The sequence below is a fragment of the Aquitalea denitrificans genome, from assembly GCF_009856625.1.
Taxonomy (GTDB): domain Bacteria; phylum Pseudomonadota; class Gammaproteobacteria; order Burkholderiales; family Chromobacteriaceae; genus Aquitalea; species Aquitalea denitrificans.
On record NZ_CP047241.1, the window covers coordinates 2081038 to 2097862 of the forward strand.

Genomic DNA, 16825 nt, shown 5'->3' on the forward strand with positions numbered 1-16825 from the left:
GTTGCACTCTCCGGCTTGCCGTGGACGTATTTGTCTGATAAAAAGCAATGATATCGCTGGCGTGACCTGTTTCGATCCAGTAGAGCCAGCAGCCATTCTCTGTATTTACCCCTCTGATCTTTCTTTGCCGCTGACAACTGCAAGGCAAATCATTTACTACCCGGCAAGATTACATTCTTCGCAGGCAAAAAAAATCCCGGCGGGAACCGGGATCAAACGTTTAGCGGGGATAGATGCGAGGCGGGAAACCTCGCATTCGTATTTATATCTATCAAATAACCCCCAGTCAACATAATATTTTCTTACATATAGCCAGTGCCAGCAAAAAAAAGGCAGCCATTGGCTGCCTTTTGTCACTCCGCTGAAAGATCAGGAAGCTTGCTTGTTCATCTTGCGGCGTTCGTTCTCTTGCAGGTAGCGCTTGCGGATACGGATGGACTTGGGCGTGATTTCTACCAGTTCGTCATCGTCGATGAATTCCACGGCCGATTCCAGAGTCATCTTCATCGGCGTGGTCAGGCGCACCGCTTCGTCAGTGCCGGAGGCGCGTACGTTGGTCAGCTGCTTGCCCTTGACCGGGTTTACCACCAGGTCGTTATCGCGACTGTGAATGCCGATGATCATGCCTTCGTACAGCTTGTCGCCCGGGGAGACGAACATGCGGCCGCGATCTTCCAGCTTCCACAGTGCGTAGGCAACAGCTTCACCGTTTTCCTGCGAAACCAGCACGCCATTGTGGCGACCCGGCATGTCCGGCTTAACCGGGCCGTAGTCGTCAAACACGTGGCTCATCAGGCCGGTACCACGGGTCATGGTCATGAAGTCGGACTGGAAGCCGATCAGGCCACGTGCCGGGATATGGTATTCCAGGCGGGTGCGACCCAGACCGTCGGATTCCATATTGGTCAGTTCGCCACGGCGACGACCGATTTCTTCCATGATGCCGCCCTGGTGATCATCTTCCAGGTCGATGGACAGGTTTTCGTACGGCTCGCATTTTTCGCCGTTCACTTCCTTGTACACAACGCGCGGCTTGGCTACGGCCATTTCGAAGCCTTCGCGACGCATGCTTTCCAGCAGGATGGTCAGGTGCAGTTCGCCACGACCGGATACACGGAACACGTCGGAGTCTTCGGTTTCTTCAACGCGCAGGGCAACGTTGGTCAGCAGTTCCTTGGTCAGGCGATCACGGATCTGACGCGAGGTCACAAACTTGCCTTCGGTACCAGCCAGCGGCGAGGAGTTCACCATGAAGTCCATGGTCAGGGTCGGTTCGTCCACAGCTACCATCGGCAGGCCGACCGGTTGTTCCTTGTCACAGATGGTGACGCCGATACCGATATCGTCCAGACCGGAAATGATGATGATGTCGCCAGCTTCGGCTTCTTCAACCGGTACGCGTTCCAGGCCCTGGTAACCCAGCACCTGGTTGATACGGCCTGCAGCAACTTGTACTTCGTGGTTCATCACCACAACTTGCTGACCCGGCTTGATGCGGCCATTCAGTACACGGCCAACGCCCAGGCGGCCAGTGTAGGTGGAATAGTCCAGCGCGGAGATTTGCAGCTGCAGCGGAGCATCGGAATCGCCCGGCGGGGTCGGAACGTGCTTGAGCACGGTTTCGAACAGCGGACGCATATTATCGGATTCCTGATCCAGCTCCAGCTTGGCAAAGCCGTTCAGGCCAGAAGCGTAAATGATGGGGAAGTCCAGTTGCTCGTCGGTGGCACCCAGCTTGTCGAACAGGTCGAAAGTTTGGTCTACCACCCAGTCCGGACGTGCGCCCGGACGGTCAACCTTGTTGATCACCACGATAGGACGCAGGCCAAGGGCCAGGGCTTTCTTGGTCACGAAACGGGTTTGCGGCATCGGGCCTTCAACGGCATCCACCAGCAGCAGTACGCCGTCTACCATGCCCAGTACGCGCTCCACTTCACCGCCGAAGTCGGCGTGTCCCGGTGTGTCCACGATATTGATGTGCACGCCTTCGTATTCGATGGCGGTGTTCTTGGCCAGAATGGTAATGCCACGCTCTTTTTCAAGATCGTTGCTGTCCATTACGCGTTCATCTACCTGCTGGTTCTCGCGGAAGGTGCCGGACTGGCGCAGCAACTGGTCAACGAGGGTGGTTTTGCCATGGTCCACGTGGGCGATAATGGCAATATTACGAATCTGTCGTGTCATGTTTCGGAATTCGGTCGGTTGAAGCGGAAAAATCGTACGATTCTATCACGTTGCACAGCCTTAACCCAAAGCATTATCGCGACAAGGCATGATGATTTGGTTACACTGCGCGCCAAAATCCACGCAAACACTGATTATCAAGGAGTCGACCATGTATGACTGGGACGCCCTGTGGCATGAGCATGAAGGCTATCGCACCGGCTTTGCCGTGCATCACAATGACACAAATCTGCTGGCTGGCGAGCTATCGGCCAAGCTGATGAAGCCTGCGCAGCATCCCACTGACGTGGCAGTCTACGAGACCGCAGACAAATTCATCCTGGTAGGTCACGACGAGGGCTTGCAGCTGCTGGAAGTGTTCAAGCACGGCATGTTCGACATCACCCTGCGCCTGGTGACCGAGGACGAGGGCTTGCAAGAGCCGGCCCTGCCCTATGTGGAAATTCATGTCGATAATCTCGCTACCGAAGAACAGTCGGTATGGCGCGACGCAGTCAGTCGTGACGAGGAAGGCCGCATCTGGGTAGGTAATCGCACGCTGGACGAGCAGGTGATGCCCGCCATGCCGTTTGACGAGCTGTCCTTTACCGATAACGCCCATTTTCGCGATGAACTGCATCGCGTCTGGCAGGAAGACTTACCGCAACTGCGGCCGCTGATCGATGCCTGGTTTGATCACACTTCGCTGACTGGCGAAGTGGAGGCACATCATTATGGTGATGAAGCACGGGTTCAACAGATCTGCGATCGTTACGCCGAAATCGTGCGCCGAGAGCAAGCCATTTTGTCACGTCAGTTTTCTGACGCCGAATTACAGCTGATCGCTCACGTCCTGCAAAACGTGCGCTTTGAAGAGGCAGCATCCTGCCGTGGCGTATGGCTGGCGGTGGAAACCTGCATGATTGACGAAGAGCTGGATCAACACTTCAAGCTGGATGGCGAGGCTTTGCTGCACAAGATGAAAGCATTGTCCTACGCTCAGGAAGTTGCCTTGATAGAAGCCTTGTCTCCACTGCAAAGCAAGCCTGTCGCCGAATAAGCAAGCCGGCAGATGACAGAAAAAGCCCGCCCGTCACCGGCGGGCTTTTTCATACCCCTATCTGGCGGGTAAAAATCCGCAGGGTAAAAAAAAGGGACGATAGCCGCATCGTCCCGAATCCCATCCATACCAGTCAGAGGTGCAACACCTCCCACCCGCACACCTTATGGCAGGCAGATTACGCCGTCATGACAGGAAAGAAAGTCAGCACCACCTTGCCCAGATTGGCATTGGCTTCCATATGCGCATGGGCATCTGCCGCCTGTTGCCAGGGGAAGCAGCTATCCACCGTGGTTTTCAATGAGCCATCCAGAATGGCCGGCAGAATGGTATGGACCAATGCTTGTGCCAGTGGTGCTTTGACACTCAGCGGCTGGGAGCGCAAGGTGGAACCGATAATTGACAAGCGCTTCATCAGTACCAGCCCCAGGTTGAGCTCGGCCTTGCCGCCCCCCATGATGCCGATATTCACCAGACGCCCATCCTGCTTCAGACATGCCAGGTTCTCTGCCAGATAAGCAGCCCCGACCGGGTCAAGGATCATGTCCACCCCACCCCATTCCTTCACCAGGCGCGCAAAGGCGGGAGTTTCCTTGTAATTGAACACTTGCTCCGCCCCCATTTCGCGGCAGAATTGCAGCTTGGCCGGGCTGCCCGCACTGGCAAACGGGTGCGCATCCAGCAGCCTGGCCAGCTGGATGGCGCAGGCCCCCACCCCACTGGCTCCGGCATGAATCAGCACATTATCCCCGACCTTGACCTGCCCTGCCTGCACCAGGTTCAGCCAGGCCGTCATCCAGGCTTCCGGCAGGCTTGCCGCTTCCACCCAGGACAGGCCATCCGGCTTGGCAATGGCCAGCACTTCATCCAGTACCGCGAATTCGGCATAGGCACCGCCGGCAACCAGGCCAAATACCGCATCGCCGCACTGGAAACGGCTATCCGCATCAGCCTCCACAACCATGCCGGCAATTTCCAGCCCCAAAATGGAACTGGCTCCCGGTGGCGGTGGGTAATGCCCGTCGCGCTGAACGATATCCGCCCGATTGACGCCAGCCGCCATCACCTGCACCAGTAACTGACCCGCCTGTCGTTGCGGCATGGCCGCTTCGCCAACATAAAGCGTATTCGCACCACCCGGTGCATCCTGCAAGATTGCCTGCATGATATTGCCTGCCTTTCCTTGCGCCGCCTGCTTGGCGACGGAATTTGCACTGCATGAAACTGAGCCAGATCAAGCAATGCAGTCGAGTATTGTTTACAATGGCGCGCCATGACTGATAACTGCTTCCACTGCGGCCTGCCCGTTTCTGAAACCGTCGACTTTCCGGTGCGTTACCGTGACAAGACCGAGGCTACCTGCTGCGCAGGCTGCCAAGCGGTAGCCCAGACCATCATCGATTCCGGCCTGTCCGAGTACTACGCCCACCGCACCCAGGGTGCGCGACAGGCTGAGGCACTGCCGACCGATATTTTGCAGCAGATCAGACTGTATGACTCGGAAGAACTGCAAAAAAGCTTTGTACATCAGCGCGAGGAAAACAGTCGCGAGGCGGCGCTGATCCTGGAAGGCATTACCTGCGCGGCCTGCGTCTGGCTTAACGAGCAGCATATCCGTCAGTTGCCGGGCGTGCTGAGCGTGGACATCAACTATACCAGCCACCGCGCCCGGGTTTGCTGGGACAACACCCGTATCAAACTGTCGCAGATTCTGGAAGCCGTTTCGGCCATTGGTTACCGCGCCCATCCATATGATGCCGAGCGGCAGGAGGCACTGGCACAAAAGCAGCGCAAGCAGGCCATCAGCCGACTATGGGCAGCCGGCCTGTCGATGATGCAGGTAATGATGTATGCGGTGCCGGTGTATCTGGCGCCGGATGGGGATATCGACCCGGATTTCCTGTGGCTGCTGCATTGGGCCAGCCTGATTCTCACCCTGCCGGTGATGCTGTATTCCGCCGTTCCCTTTTATCAGAACACCTGGCGCGACCTGAAAACCGGTCGCGTGGGCATGGATACGCCGGTAACCATCGGCATTTTCACTGCTTTTTTTGCCAGCCTGTGGGCGCTGATCAACAAGATTCCGCATGGTGTGTATTTTGACTCGGTGTCGATGTTTGTCTTCCTGCTGCTGGGCGGTCGCTACCTGGAAGGCATTGCCCGACGCAAGGCTGGCGAAGCCACGGAAAGCCTGGTCAAGCTGATTCCCGCCTTTGCCCACCGTGCTGCCAATTGGCCAGACAGCCGTGCAACCGAGGAAGCCACCGTCACCATGCTCAATCCCGGCGATGTCATTTTGGTGAAGCCGGGCGAAACCATTCCCGGTGACGGCGTGGTGCTGGATGGCAACAGCGCCGCCAATGAAGCACTGATCAGTGGCGAAAGCCGACCCATAGGCAAAACCACCGGCGACACGGTGATTGCCGGCAGCGTAAATACCAGCAGCCCACTCTACATACAGATCAGCCAGACCGGGCAGCAAACCCGGCTGGCCGGTATTGTGCGCCTGCTGGACAAGGCCCTGGCTGAAAAGCCGCGTCTTGCAGTGGCCGCCGACCGCTTTGCCAGCTGGTTTGTCGCCCTGCTGCTGCTGGCCGCTGCCGGCAGCTATATTGCCTGGCACTTCATTGACCCGGCCCGGGCGCTGTGGATCATGGTGGCGGTACTGGTGGTGTCCTGCCCTTGCGCGCTGTCGCTGGCCACCCCGGCTGCGCTGACCGCTGCCACCGGCCATCTGGCCGGACTGGGCTTGCTCACCACCCGTGGCCACGCACTGGAAACCCTGGCACGGGTTGGTGATGTTGTATTCGACAAAACCGGCACATTGACGCACGGCGACATGCGTCTGCGCGAACAGATGCAGCTGGGGCAGCTGACTGAAGCACAGTCCCTGGCCATTGCTGCGGCGCTGGAGCAGGCATCCGAACATCCGCTTGCACAGGCCATTCGCCTGGCTGCGGCAGCGCTGCCCTGCCCGGCAAGCACCCGGCTGGACAGCATTGCCGGCAAAGGGGTGCAAGGCGAAGTCGATGGCGAGACATGGCGGCTAGGCTCGCCGGAGTTCATCAATCAATGGCTGACAGTACCAATGACGCTGCCTGCAAACTGGCATGCAGACTGCACATTGGTCGTACTGGCCAATCGCCAGGCAGCGCAAGCCGCCTTCGCCATTGGCGACACCGTGCGGGCCGATGCTGCGGACATGGTTCAGCAGCTGCAGCAGCGCGGCATTAACGTGCATCTGCTTAGTGGTGACGGTGCCAGTGCGGTACAAAGCCTGGCCGACAGCCTGGGCATTGCCGATTGGCACGCCCGCGCCACTCCAGAAGACAAGCTGGCTTTTGTTGGCCAACTGCAACAAGAAGGCAAGCGGGTCTTGATGGTGGGTGACGGCATCAATGATGCGCCGGTGCTGGCGCGGGCCGATGTCTCGCTTGCCATGGGTGGCGGCACCGATGTGGCGCGCGCCAGTGGTGACATGGTGCTGATGGGTGATCAGCTTGCGCTGATTCCGCAGGCGCTTGCGCTTTCAAAAAAGGCACTGGGCATAATCAGGCAGAATTTGTGGTGGGCCGCCGGGTATAATCTGCTGGCCCTGCCCCTGGCCATCAGCGGTCACCTGACCCCCTGGCTGGCCAGTCTTGGCATGGCTGCCAGTTCGCTCATCGTGGTGAGCAATGCCCTGCGACTCGTCAAACGGAAATCCTGATGGAAAGTCTTTACCTGCTCATTCCGCTCAGCATCGTGCTGGCCTTTGTCATCGCCGTGGTGTTCTGGTGGGCCACCCGCTCCGGCCAGTTCGACGATATGGAAGGCCCGGCGCACCGCATTCTGATGGACGACGACCGTCCGGCGGAAGACAAAGCTGCAAAAGCCAGCGACGAGCACTGAGCCTGCCGCCACACGGTGACGGGTCCTGGCTGACAGGCTTGGGCGAATAGGCTAGCATGCCCTTCCCCCACCCAGTGCTGACTTACCGTGAAAACAGACTTCAGTTTCTTTGGCTCGCGCCGCTTTTTGCCCTTGTTCGGCACGCAGTTTCTTGGTGCCTTTAATGACAATCTGCTGAAAACCGCCATTGTGGTGCTGATCAGCTATCACGGCCTTACCCTGAACGGCATGTCGCCGGAGTTGCTGGTCAATATGGCGGCCGGCGTGTTCATCCTGCCCTTTTTCCTGTTTTCCGCCACTGCCGGCAAGCTGTCCGAACGCTTCGACAAGGCCGTCATCGCCCGTGGGGTAAAGTTGGCCGAAATTGCCATCATGCTGCTGGCTGGGGTTGGCTTTGCCCTGCACGCTGCCGGCTTGTTGATGGCAGCCCTGTTCCTGATGGGGTGCCACTCGGCCTTCTTCGGCCCGCTCAAGTATGCGGTGCTACCGCAATACCTGAAGGAACATGAGCTGGTGGGCGGTAACGGGATGATTGAAATGGGAACCTTTCTGGCCATCCTGATTGGCCAGATCATCGGCAGCCTGATGACCCAGGGCGGCCCCTGGCTGATTGTTATGCTATTACTGGCTACGGCGGTTGCCGGCTGGCGGTTCAGCCGCGGCATGCCGCCGGCACCACCCGGTGCGCCACACCTCAAGCTGTCCTTCAATTTTGTTGGTGATTCGATAAGACTGGTTGGCGAAGCCTGGCGCATTCGCGATGTACGCAGTGCCATTCTGGGGATTTCCTGGTTCTGGCTGATGGGTGCGGTGTATACCACCCAGTTGCCCACCTTTACCCGCTTGCATCTGGGCGGGGATGCCCAAGTCTATACCGTGATGCTGGCGTTGTTCTCCATTGGCATCGGCCTGGGGTCTGTCATCTGCGCCAAGCTGTCCCACGGTCGACTGCAACTGGGTCTGGTATTGCTGGGCAGTGTCGGCATGACGCTGTCTGGTGGTGATCTGGCCCTGGGTGCAATGCAGCACTACCAGGGACCGCTGTTGTCGCTGAGTGAGTTTCTTGCACGGGCAGCCAGCTGGCGTCACATGCTGGACGTGGCCCTGCTGGGCTTTTTTGGTGGTTTCTTTACCGTGCCGCTGTATACCTGGCTGCAGGTTTCCAGCCCGGATGACTTCCGCTCGCAAGCCATTGCCGCCAACAACATCATCAATGGTTTTTACATGGTGGCGGCGGCTCTGGCCAGCGTGGTGGCGCTCCAGCAGTTTGGCAGCATTGCCTATCTATTACTGGGAACCGCCCTGCTGAACATTCTGGCCACCCTGCACCTGCTGTGGCAGGCCCCCATCATCTGGCAGCAGCGCAGCAGCTGGCTAAAGGCCACGCTGGACAAGCAGGCGTAAAAAAAGGCTGGCGCCACCAAAGTGGCACCAGCCCCAAGAGCATCCGGCGGTGTCAAGGCCCGAAACCGCCGAAAGCGGGAGGGTCGCCAGCAAGGCGCTGCAAGTGCTGTGCCATGCCAACGGTGGAAGCAAACCGTTACCGCATCTGCCTCCGAGGTACTGAGTGTCAGTCAGTGCCGCCATTGTCGCGCCGGCCACCCTATGCGTCCAATTGATTGATATTTTATCTTTGATATAAATTGACTATCGCAATGCAGCCACCCCAAATTGCCATTCGCGGCATTCACCATATTGCTATCATCACCGCCGATTACCCGCGTGCGCGCGATTTCTATCACCGCATTCTGGGCTTGCCGATTGTCAGTGAAACATGGCGTGCCGAGCGTGCATCGTGGTGGAAGCTTAACCTGGCGCTGCCGGATGGCTGCCAACTGGAGCTGTTCAGCTTTCCGACCCCGCCATCTCGGCCAAGTCGGCCGGAGGCATGCGGTTTGCGCCATCTGGCACTGGCTAGTGATAGTCTTGAGTCTTTGCGCGCGGCGCTGCTGAGCGAGGATGTCGCCTGCGAGGAAGTCAGGCTGGATGACTTGACCGGCCAGCGCTTTTTCTTCTGCCAGGATCCGGATCAGTTACCAATCGAGTTTTACGAATCAGCGTCCTGAATTGGCCGGATACTGTTGCAAGAAGGCAAGAAACGCCTGACGGGGCATGGGACGGGCCAGCAGGTAACCTTGCACGTAATCGCAACCGGCCTCGCGCAGCAAACCTAGCTGCGCTTCCGTCTCCACACCTTCGGCAATCACCCGCATGCCCAGCTTGTGGGCCATGGCGATGATGGCCTCGGCAATGGCGCGGTCGGTATTGTCGCTGGCCAGACCCTGAACAAAGCTGCGGTCTATTTTCAGGTAGTCGATATTGAATTTCTTCAGATAGGACATGGCGGAGTAGCCGGTGCCAAAGTCATCGATGCTGACTTCCACCCCCGCCTGATGAAAGCCCAGCAGGGTGTTGACTACCAGCGGACGCTCGTCCAGCAGCATGCCTTCGGTGATTTCCACGGCAAGACAGGACGCAGGCAGCTTGCGCTCCTGTAGTTCCTGCGGCCAGTGGCGACAATCACCGCTGATGAACTGCCGGGGAGAGATATTGACGCTGGCCTGCCCTTCTGGCCATTGCTCCAGCATGTCCAGCGTCTGCTGGAACACCAGGTTGCCGATATCACCGATGATGCCGATTTCTTCAGCCACGGCAATGAAATCACCCGGCATGATGATGCCGAGTTCCGGGTGTTGCCAGCGCAGCAGGGCTTCCGCCTTGATGATGCGCCCACTTGCAACCTCGACAATGGGCTGGAACCACGCCTCGAACTGATTGCCGGCCAGCCCCTGCCGCAAACGGTTGGCCACACCCTGCCGGCGCTGGGCCTCTTCCTGCAGCGAGGGGGTAAAGTAGCTGAAACAGTTGCGTCCGCCCGCCTTGGCCGCATACATGGCCTGATCGGCAAAGCTGACCAAGGTTTCCTGCTGCGTGCTGTCGTCCGGGTACAGCGCAATGCCGATGCTGGCCGACACATACACCTGATTGCTGCCCAGCAAAAAAGGCAGGCCAAGCAGGCGGATGATCTTGCCGGCGACCATGCCGGCCGACTGCACGTCGCTGATGTCGGGCAAAATGACCACAAATTCGTCACCGCCCTGGCGGGATACCGTATCACTGCTACGTACCACCGCATTGATGCGCTCAGCCGCCTGGATCAGCAACTGGTCACCCACATGGTGGCCCAGCGTGTCATTCACCTCCTTGAAACGGTCCAGGTCGATGAACAGCAGCGCCAGCACCCCGCCCTTGCGTCGGGCGCGCTCCAGTTCCTCGGCCAGACGGTCGCGCAGCAGGCGCAGATTGGGCAACCCGGTCAGTGCGTCGTAATTAGCCTCTCGCCAGATGGCCTGCTCCATCCGCTTGCGTTCGCTGATATCCAGAATCAGGCCTACCAGCCCGCCCAGGCTGCCATCAGCCTTGTCAAAAGTGGCCTTGTAGAACATGACATCGCGTCGCACACCATCGGCATACTCCACCTGGGCCTCGTATACCTGGGTGCCGCCTACATCAAACAGTTTCTGATCGGCGGCATGGTAGCGCTCCGCCAGGTCCGGTGGCGACATGTCGAACACGGACAACCCCACCAACTGCTCACGCTGCTTGCCGATAAACTGCTCGAAAGCGATATTGCAGCCGATGTAGCGGCCAGCCTCGTCCTTGTAGAACACCGGATTGGGAATGGTATCGATCAGCCGGGTAATGAACTGGAGCTGATCCTTGACGGCTCGTTCGGCTGCGTTGCGCTCGGAAACATCCAGCAGCATGCCGATAATGGCAGCTCTGCCGCCAAAGCTGGTGCTGACGCCAAACACCTCAGCATCCAGCTGCGTGCCATCCTTGCGGATGCCACGGAATGCATAATGGCTGCTTTGACTGACGCCAGATAACCTGCGGTCAATTTCCTCGCGGACCACAAAGCGATCATCCGGTGCCGTCAGCTGCTGTGGCCCCATGCCACTGCACAGCTCCAGCTGGGTATAGCCGAAGAGATTTGCCAGCCTTGAGTTGACGAAGACGAACTGATCGTCCTGAATCACGTACACGCCGATCAGGGCATTGCTGCACAGCCCACGTAGCAGTGGCGCAGCTTCGTGCAGTAATCCATCGAGGATGTTGTCACTATCATTCATGGTGTCGGCTGGGGTTCCGGCGCTGCAGTCAGATACTGCGCTTTATCATTTATAGTGCGCAGGATACATCAGCCGACAATATTGTGCTGCGCGCAGCAAGTGGCCACCGCTGCTGCCGCATGGCCCAATGGCCGCAAGCAGGCGTGATCATTACCATCAACGCAGGCAGCAAGGCCCGGACATACCGGGCCTTGCATAGTACGGAAAGTGCTGGCTTGCCGCGCTGCTGTTTTTACACCTTGAAGCGACTGATACTGGCGCGCAGCGCATCGGCCAAGCCGGCCAGGGCTGTGGCGGACTTGGCTGCTGCCCTGGCTTTGCCATGATTGCCATCGGCCTGCTGGGCGATTTTCTCTACATTCAGTGCGATGTCCCGGCTGGCGGAATCCTGTTCGCTCAAGGCATCGGAAATTCCACTGACCGCATGACCAACCTGGCCGGCACCATCACGGATAAGCTGCAAGCTGCTGGCGGCATCACTTGCGCTGCTTACTCCGCTATCCACCTGCTGCACACCGTTTTCCATGTGTTCGACGGCCAGGCGGGCACCTTGCTGAATCTTGCTGACGGTATCGGTAATCTGCAGCGTGGACTGGGTGGTTCGCTCCGCCAGCTTGCGCACTTCATCAGCAACCACGGCGAAACCGCGGCCGGCTTCGCCAGCACGAGCAGCCTCGATAGCTGCATTCAAGGCCAAGAGGTTGGTTTGGTCGGCAATGTCACGAATCACGGTAACCACTTCGGCAATCCGCTCCGACAGCCCGTCCAGCTGGCGCACGGTTTGCCCTGCTTGCCTGACGGCAACAGCAATCTGCCCCATGGTATCCGTGGCCTGTCCGACAACCTGCGCACCGCTTTCCGAACGGGTGCTGGCGTCCGCCGCCATCTGCCTGGCCAGTTCGGCATGGCGGGCAACCTGATTGATGCTACTGCTCATTTCCTCTACGCAGGCAGCCATGGCACTGGCTGCAGCATTCTGATCGCCTGATGCTGCGGAAACATCTTCCGATATACTCACCAGCGATTTCGCTTGGGAGGACAGGGAAACCAGACTGCGCTCCACATCGCCTATCATGCTGCGCAGCTGGTTACTCATTTCATCTGCTGCTTGCAACAGCTTCCCTACTTCATCCTGGCTTCCGGCCGCAAAATGTACCGTCAAGTCACCACTGGCCACGCGACGGATTGCCTCAACGGCCTGTGCCAACGGGCGGGCAACCCAGGTGCGACTGGCCCAGAAAGTGGTGCCAAATAACAGCGCAATAATGATCAGCGTGCCAACGGCCAGGCGAATGCGCATGGCCATCAACTGGGCAGCAAACTCATCCTCATAACTGCTGGCAGCCACAATCCAGCCCCAGCGTTCAAAAGTATCAAACACCGCAATTTTGGGGCGCACAGCTTCACTGCTGTCCGGCCTGGCCCAGTGGTAATGCAGCAAGCCGTGCTTTTGCTCGAGCATCACCCGGTTGATGGCAATGCCGTCCCTGTCCTTGAAATCCAGCAGATTCTTGCCCTGCGAGTGCGGGTGAATCATCATGCGGCCCGGCTCGCTGCGGGCATCGAAGGCATAGACATAACCGGACTCGCCAAAGCGCACAGCCATGATTTTCTGACGCAGGGCCGCCAGGCTGGCGGTGAATTCCTCACCCACAAACAGGGCGGCCACTACCTGACCGGACTCATTGCTCAGCGGGGTGTACAGCGTCATGAAATCTCGTCCGAACAACTGGGCCGGGCCGGTATAGGCACGGCCAGCATTCAGGCTGGCATAGGCTGGCGAGTCATGGCTCAGCGGTGAACCCACCGCGCGGCTGCCATCTTCCTTTTTGACTGAGGTGGCAATGCGTACCCATTCACTACCATCCTTGATGAAGACGGTCGCCAGCGAGCCGGTGCTGCGGGTAAATCGATCCACTTCCACCTGACTGTTGTTGATTGTCCGATCGCCAATGCGTAGCAGGGGCAAGGATTTGCCAGCAGTTTCGCCACGTTCCGGCAAAACGGACACGGCACCGGGCAAGCCGGCACGCAGGGCGGCTTCTGCCAGCACGGCAGAGCGCTCCAGCTGAGCAGCATAGGCGTCCATCATGTCGATGACCTGCCGGTTGGCCTGCTGCATTTCCTGCTGCATCTGAATCTGCATGCGCTCGCCCTGCCAATGCGTAAGCCAGGTGGCGGCAATGCCGAGAACGACAGTCAACAAAATGGAAAGAACCAGATTTAACTTGGTGGCAATGCTAAGTGAACCGCGCAGTGTGGTAGATGGTTTTGACATATTGGATGGCCGGTGGGTATGAGTGGGCAGTCAGGGTCTGCCGCCTAGTACATTGGTCTATTTTTCCGGCGCATCATAATATGGTTTCGCCTCATTTCAGTGGCAAAACCGGACAGCTATTGATCAAAATCAATATAAAATTACGTCACAAAAACACGAAAAATACCGACCATTTTCTGTGAACGATATTGCTGCGCAACAAGATTGCCAGTCAGCCGTGCATGACGCACCCACTTTGGGGTAAAGCATCCGTTGAAACAGTGAAATATTGCCGTTACAGACAATGATGGTATTAAGCTGGCGGGTCTTGCAATAAACCAAGCCGCCCGTAGGCGGCTGTGGTGTTCGCATGTGGATAGGCGCTACCCCGCGTAGTGCCGGCAATCGCTGGACTGGCGGCGTCGCCATCCCCGTGAAGGGACAGCGGCAAGGTCAGCTATCATTCAGCGTGATGGGTAGGCGTCAACATGCTTTCTACTAAGGACTGCAGTTTGATGTAAATCAGCACGGCCAGCACCAACGGCCAGAACATCATCACGATGGCAGCGTTAATCGTATCGCCCACCACCTGGAAGTAGTCCTCATAGGCAACATAGCTCACCACGGCCAGTGCCAGCAGCAAACCGATGCCGAGATAGGCGGGGGTAGCCATCATGGCGTAGACAGGTTCCATGTCATATCTCCTTCGGTGGGTAGGCACGATCGGCGTTGAACGCCTTGCCTTTCCGATGATCAATAATGTCCTTCAATACAGGAATAGGCGCTGACAATCTCTAGCCAGCACAGACTAGGCCGAAACCTGGGCAGTACTGTTTGTTATTCTTTGCACAGCATTATCTATAGTTTATCCACACGGTGCCGTCAGGGCCGGTGCCTCATCGTCTGTGCACAGGCTTTGACAAGCATTCGGGCTTGTATGTGCCGCATGGCAACCGGTTTTTTCACCTGTTCGCTTAGCCGCCGAGTTACCGCTCAGACGCGGTTGGCTTTACGGGCATCAAATAGCCAGACCTGCAATGATTTATAGCAAATTCAATAACTTGCAGTGGTTTTTATTTTGCTGATCGAATCGCCCCTGCAAGCTACGCTTAGTCGTGTAAACGGTAACGGAACAAAGTACGGCCTACACCACTGCCCGGCACCTCCTCCAACTGATCAAGCCGGTCCAGCTTCTGCCTACCTTGCCAGGCCTGGTAAAGCCCGCTCAACATCGGAACCGGCCTGCGCCAGATACGTGAAAACCAGCATTCGGCACTAGGTTACTGATCAGAAAAATGACATTGCCAAGACCTTGAAAATGCGTGGAAAGCCACTTGCCATCAGGCAAATCGCGAAACTGACCGGCTGGCACAAGAGCACCATCTACCGTAAGATTGAGGGCAAAACTTTCCCGGCCCCGGTTAAGTACGAATTCTCATTTCGATGGCCAGAAGAGATCTCCCTCAACCGGCAGAGCAGGCCCATCGCGCAGCAATGTGAGTGATGATGTGAGTAACGGGCTGCAATATCGACAATACAAGTCAATGGATACAAGGCGTTAGGCTAAATATGTTGCTCATGATTGATAACTATGACTCTTTTACCTACAACCTGGTGCAATACTTCGGCGAGCTGAAGCAGGAGGTGAAGGTGTTTCGCAATGACGAAATCACGCTGGAGCAGATAGAGGCTTTGCAGCCGCAATATCTGGTGATTTCCCCCGGACCATGCACGCCTAATGAGGCAGGCATTTCGGTCGCTGCCATCAAGCACTTTGCCGGCAAGCTGCCCATCATGGGGGTTTGTCTTGGTCATCAGGGCATTGGCCAGGCGTTTGGCGGCAAGATCATCCACGCCAAGCAACTGATGCATGGCAAGGTGTCACCGGTACACCATCATAATGTCGGCATGTTCCGTGACCTGCCCAATCCGGTTAGCTGCACCCGTTATCACTCGCTGGTGATCGAGCGTGAAACACTGCCGGACTGCCTGGAAATCACCGCCTGGACTAATGACGGCGAAATCATGGGTGTGCGCCACAAAACCCTGCCCATCGAGGGCGTGCAGTTCCACCCGGAATCCATCCTCACCCAGCATGGCCATCACATGCTGGATAACTTCCTCAAGGAATTTGCCTGACCCTGTGCAAACACCCTGCCCCTGCGGCAGGTTTTTGCTGGTAGCGCACCGCAGCAGGCGGCAATGTACCCGAGATTCAAGGACCCCGACATGCTTACCCCACAAGCCGCACTGAACCGGCTGATTGACGGCAACGAACTGTTTTTTGACGAAATGCTGGACCTGATGCGCCAGATCATGCGCGGTGAACTGACGCCGGCCCAGACGGCTGCCATCCTGATTGGCCTGCGCACCAAGGTGGAAAGTGTTTCCGAGATTGCTGCCGCCGCCACCGTGATGCGCGAATTTGCCACGCCGGTACCGGTAAAACAGCGTGAACACCTGATCGACACCTGCGGCACCGGTGGGGATAAAAGCCATACCTTCAATATTTCCACCACCGCAGCCTTCGTGGTGGCTGCCGCCGGCGCACGGGTGGCCAAGCATGGCGGACGCTCGGTATCGTCCAGCTCCGGCAGCGCCGATGTACTGGAACTGCTGGGCGTGAATCTGAACCTGACCCCAGAGCAAGTTGGCCGCTGCATCGACCAAATCGGGGTCGGCTTCATGTTCGCCCCCAATCACCACAGCGCGATGAAGCATGTGGCACCCATCCGCAAGGAACTGGGCGCGCGCACCATTTTCAACATCCTGGGGCCGTTGACCAACCCGGCCAATGCCGATCACCAGATCATGGGCGTCTTCCATCCCGACCTGGTAGGCATCCAGTCGCGGGTACTCAAGCAACTGGGCAGCCAGCACGTGATGATCGTACATGGCCTGGACGGGTTGGATGAAATCACCCTCAGCGACCGCACCATGGTGGCCGAACTGAAGCACGGCCAGATCGAAGAATACCTGTTGGACCCGCGCGAGCTGGGCTTCAGCTTCTTCGAACTCAAGGATATCCAGGCCACCAGCGCGGCTGCCTCGCGCGACATCCTGCTGTCGGTGCTGGATAACCAGCCCGGCCCGGCCCACGACATTGTCGTACTCAATGCCGGTGCAGCCATTTATACTGCCGACCTGTGTGCCACCCTGCCGGAAGGGATTGCGCTTGCCCGTCAGGTGCTGGCCGAAGGCAAGGCACGGCAAAAACTGGAGCAGTTGATCGAACTCAGCCAGTCCCTGGCCGCCTGAGCCTTATACTTTTCTTTTCGCGGCCGTCATTGCCTGACGGCCGGTTTTACTGATTATTGTTTA

General features: G+C 57.9%; 12 protein-coding genes. 7 read left to right on the plus strand and 5 right to left on the minus strand.

The window, feature by feature from the left end:
• Positions 1 to 369: 369 nt before the first annotated feature.
• A complete protein-coding gene (gene typA, locus GSR16_RS09385; protein WP_159876754.1) occupies positions 370 to 2184 on the minus strand; it encodes a translational GTPase TypA in 1815 nt (604 codons plus the stop codon).
• Between the two features lie 151 nt (positions 2185 to 2335).
• On the opposite strand from typA, the gene GSR16_RS09390 reads away from it, so the two are divergent.
• The gene (locus GSR16_RS09390) at positions 2336 to 3223 is read left to right on the plus strand and encodes a hypothetical protein (protein WP_159876756.1); all 888 of its coding nucleotides are present in this window, start codon (positions 2336 to 2338) and stop codon (positions 3221 to 3223) included.
• 178 nt (positions 3224 to 3401) lie between these two features.
• Here GSR16_RS09390 and GSR16_RS09395 read toward each other — a convergent pair whose 3' ends face one another.
• Positions 3402 to 4388: an NAD(P)H-quinone oxidoreductase gene (locus GSR16_RS09395; protein ID WP_159876758.1), complete on the minus strand. Its 987-nt coding sequence runs from the start codon at positions 4386 to 4388 to the stop codon at positions 3402 to 3404.
• Positions 4389 to 4496: 108 nt separating this feature from the next.
• Between GSR16_RS09395 and GSR16_RS09400 the strand changes: the two genes are divergently transcribed.
• From GSR16_RS09400 to gloA2, 4 genes are all read left to right on the plus strand, one after another.
• Positions 4497 to 6932, plus strand: coding sequence for a heavy metal translocating P-type ATPase (locus tag GSR16_RS09400; RefSeq protein ID WP_159876760.1), 2436 nt, complete (start codon positions 4497 to 4499; stop codon positions 6930 to 6932).
• A complete protein-coding gene (ccoS, locus tag GSR16_RS09405; protein ID WP_159876762.1) occupies positions 6932 to 7114 on the plus strand; it encodes a cbb3-type cytochrome oxidase assembly protein CcoS in 183 nt (60 codons plus the stop codon). Before GSR16_RS09400 ends, ccoS begins: the two co-directional genes overlap by 1 nt.
• An 87-nt stretch (positions 7115 to 7201) precedes the next feature.
• On the plus strand, positions 7202 to 8518 hold the full coding sequence (locus GSR16_RS09410; RefSeq protein ID WP_159876764.1) for an MFS transporter: 1317 nt from the start codon (positions 7202 to 7204) through the stop codon (positions 8516 to 8518).
• 251 nt (positions 8519 to 8769) lie between these two features.
• Positions 8770 to 9180: an SMU1112c/YaeR family gloxylase I-like metalloprotein gene (gloA2, locus tag GSR16_RS09415; protein WP_159876766.1), complete on the plus strand. Its 411-nt coding sequence runs from the start codon at positions 8770 to 8772 to the stop codon at positions 9178 to 9180.
• Here gloA2 and GSR16_RS09420 read toward each other — a convergent pair.
• From GSR16_RS09420 to GSR16_RS09430, 3 genes are all read right to left on the minus strand, one after another.
• Positions 9169 to 11247 (minus strand): putative bifunctional diguanylate cyclase/phosphodiesterase, encoded by a 2079-nt coding sequence (locus GSR16_RS09420; protein WP_159876768.1) that lies wholly within the window; start codon positions 11245 to 11247, stop codon positions 9169 to 9171. The two genes, gloA2 and GSR16_RS09420, sit on opposite strands and share 12 nt — an antisense overlap.
• Before the next feature lie 232 nt (positions 11248 to 11479).
• On the minus strand, positions 11480 to 13525 hold the full coding sequence (locus GSR16_RS09425) for a methyl-accepting chemotaxis protein (RefSeq protein WP_159876770.1): 2046 nt from the start codon (positions 13523 to 13525) through the stop codon (positions 11480 to 11482).
• A 439-nt stretch (positions 13526 to 13964) separates the two neighbouring features.
• Complete coding sequence (locus GSR16_RS09430) at positions 13965 to 14198, minus strand: hypothetical protein (protein WP_159876772.1); 234 nt, start codon at positions 14196 to 14198, stop codon at positions 13965 to 13967.
• An 875-nt stretch (positions 14199 to 15073) separates the two neighbouring features.
• Between GSR16_RS09430 and GSR16_RS09440 the strand changes: the two genes are divergently transcribed.
• Positions 15074 to 15643, plus strand: coding sequence for an aminodeoxychorismate/anthranilate synthase component II (locus tag GSR16_RS09440; protein ID WP_159876776.1), 570 nt, complete (start codon positions 15074 to 15076; stop codon positions 15641 to 15643).
• 90 nt (positions 15644 to 15733) lie between these two features.
• Entirely contained in the window at positions 15734 to 16762 is a 1029-nt protein-coding gene (gene trpD / locus GSR16_RS09445) for an anthranilate phosphoribosyltransferase (protein WP_159876778.1), read from the plus strand.
• Positions 16763 to 16825: the final 63 nt, after the last annotated feature.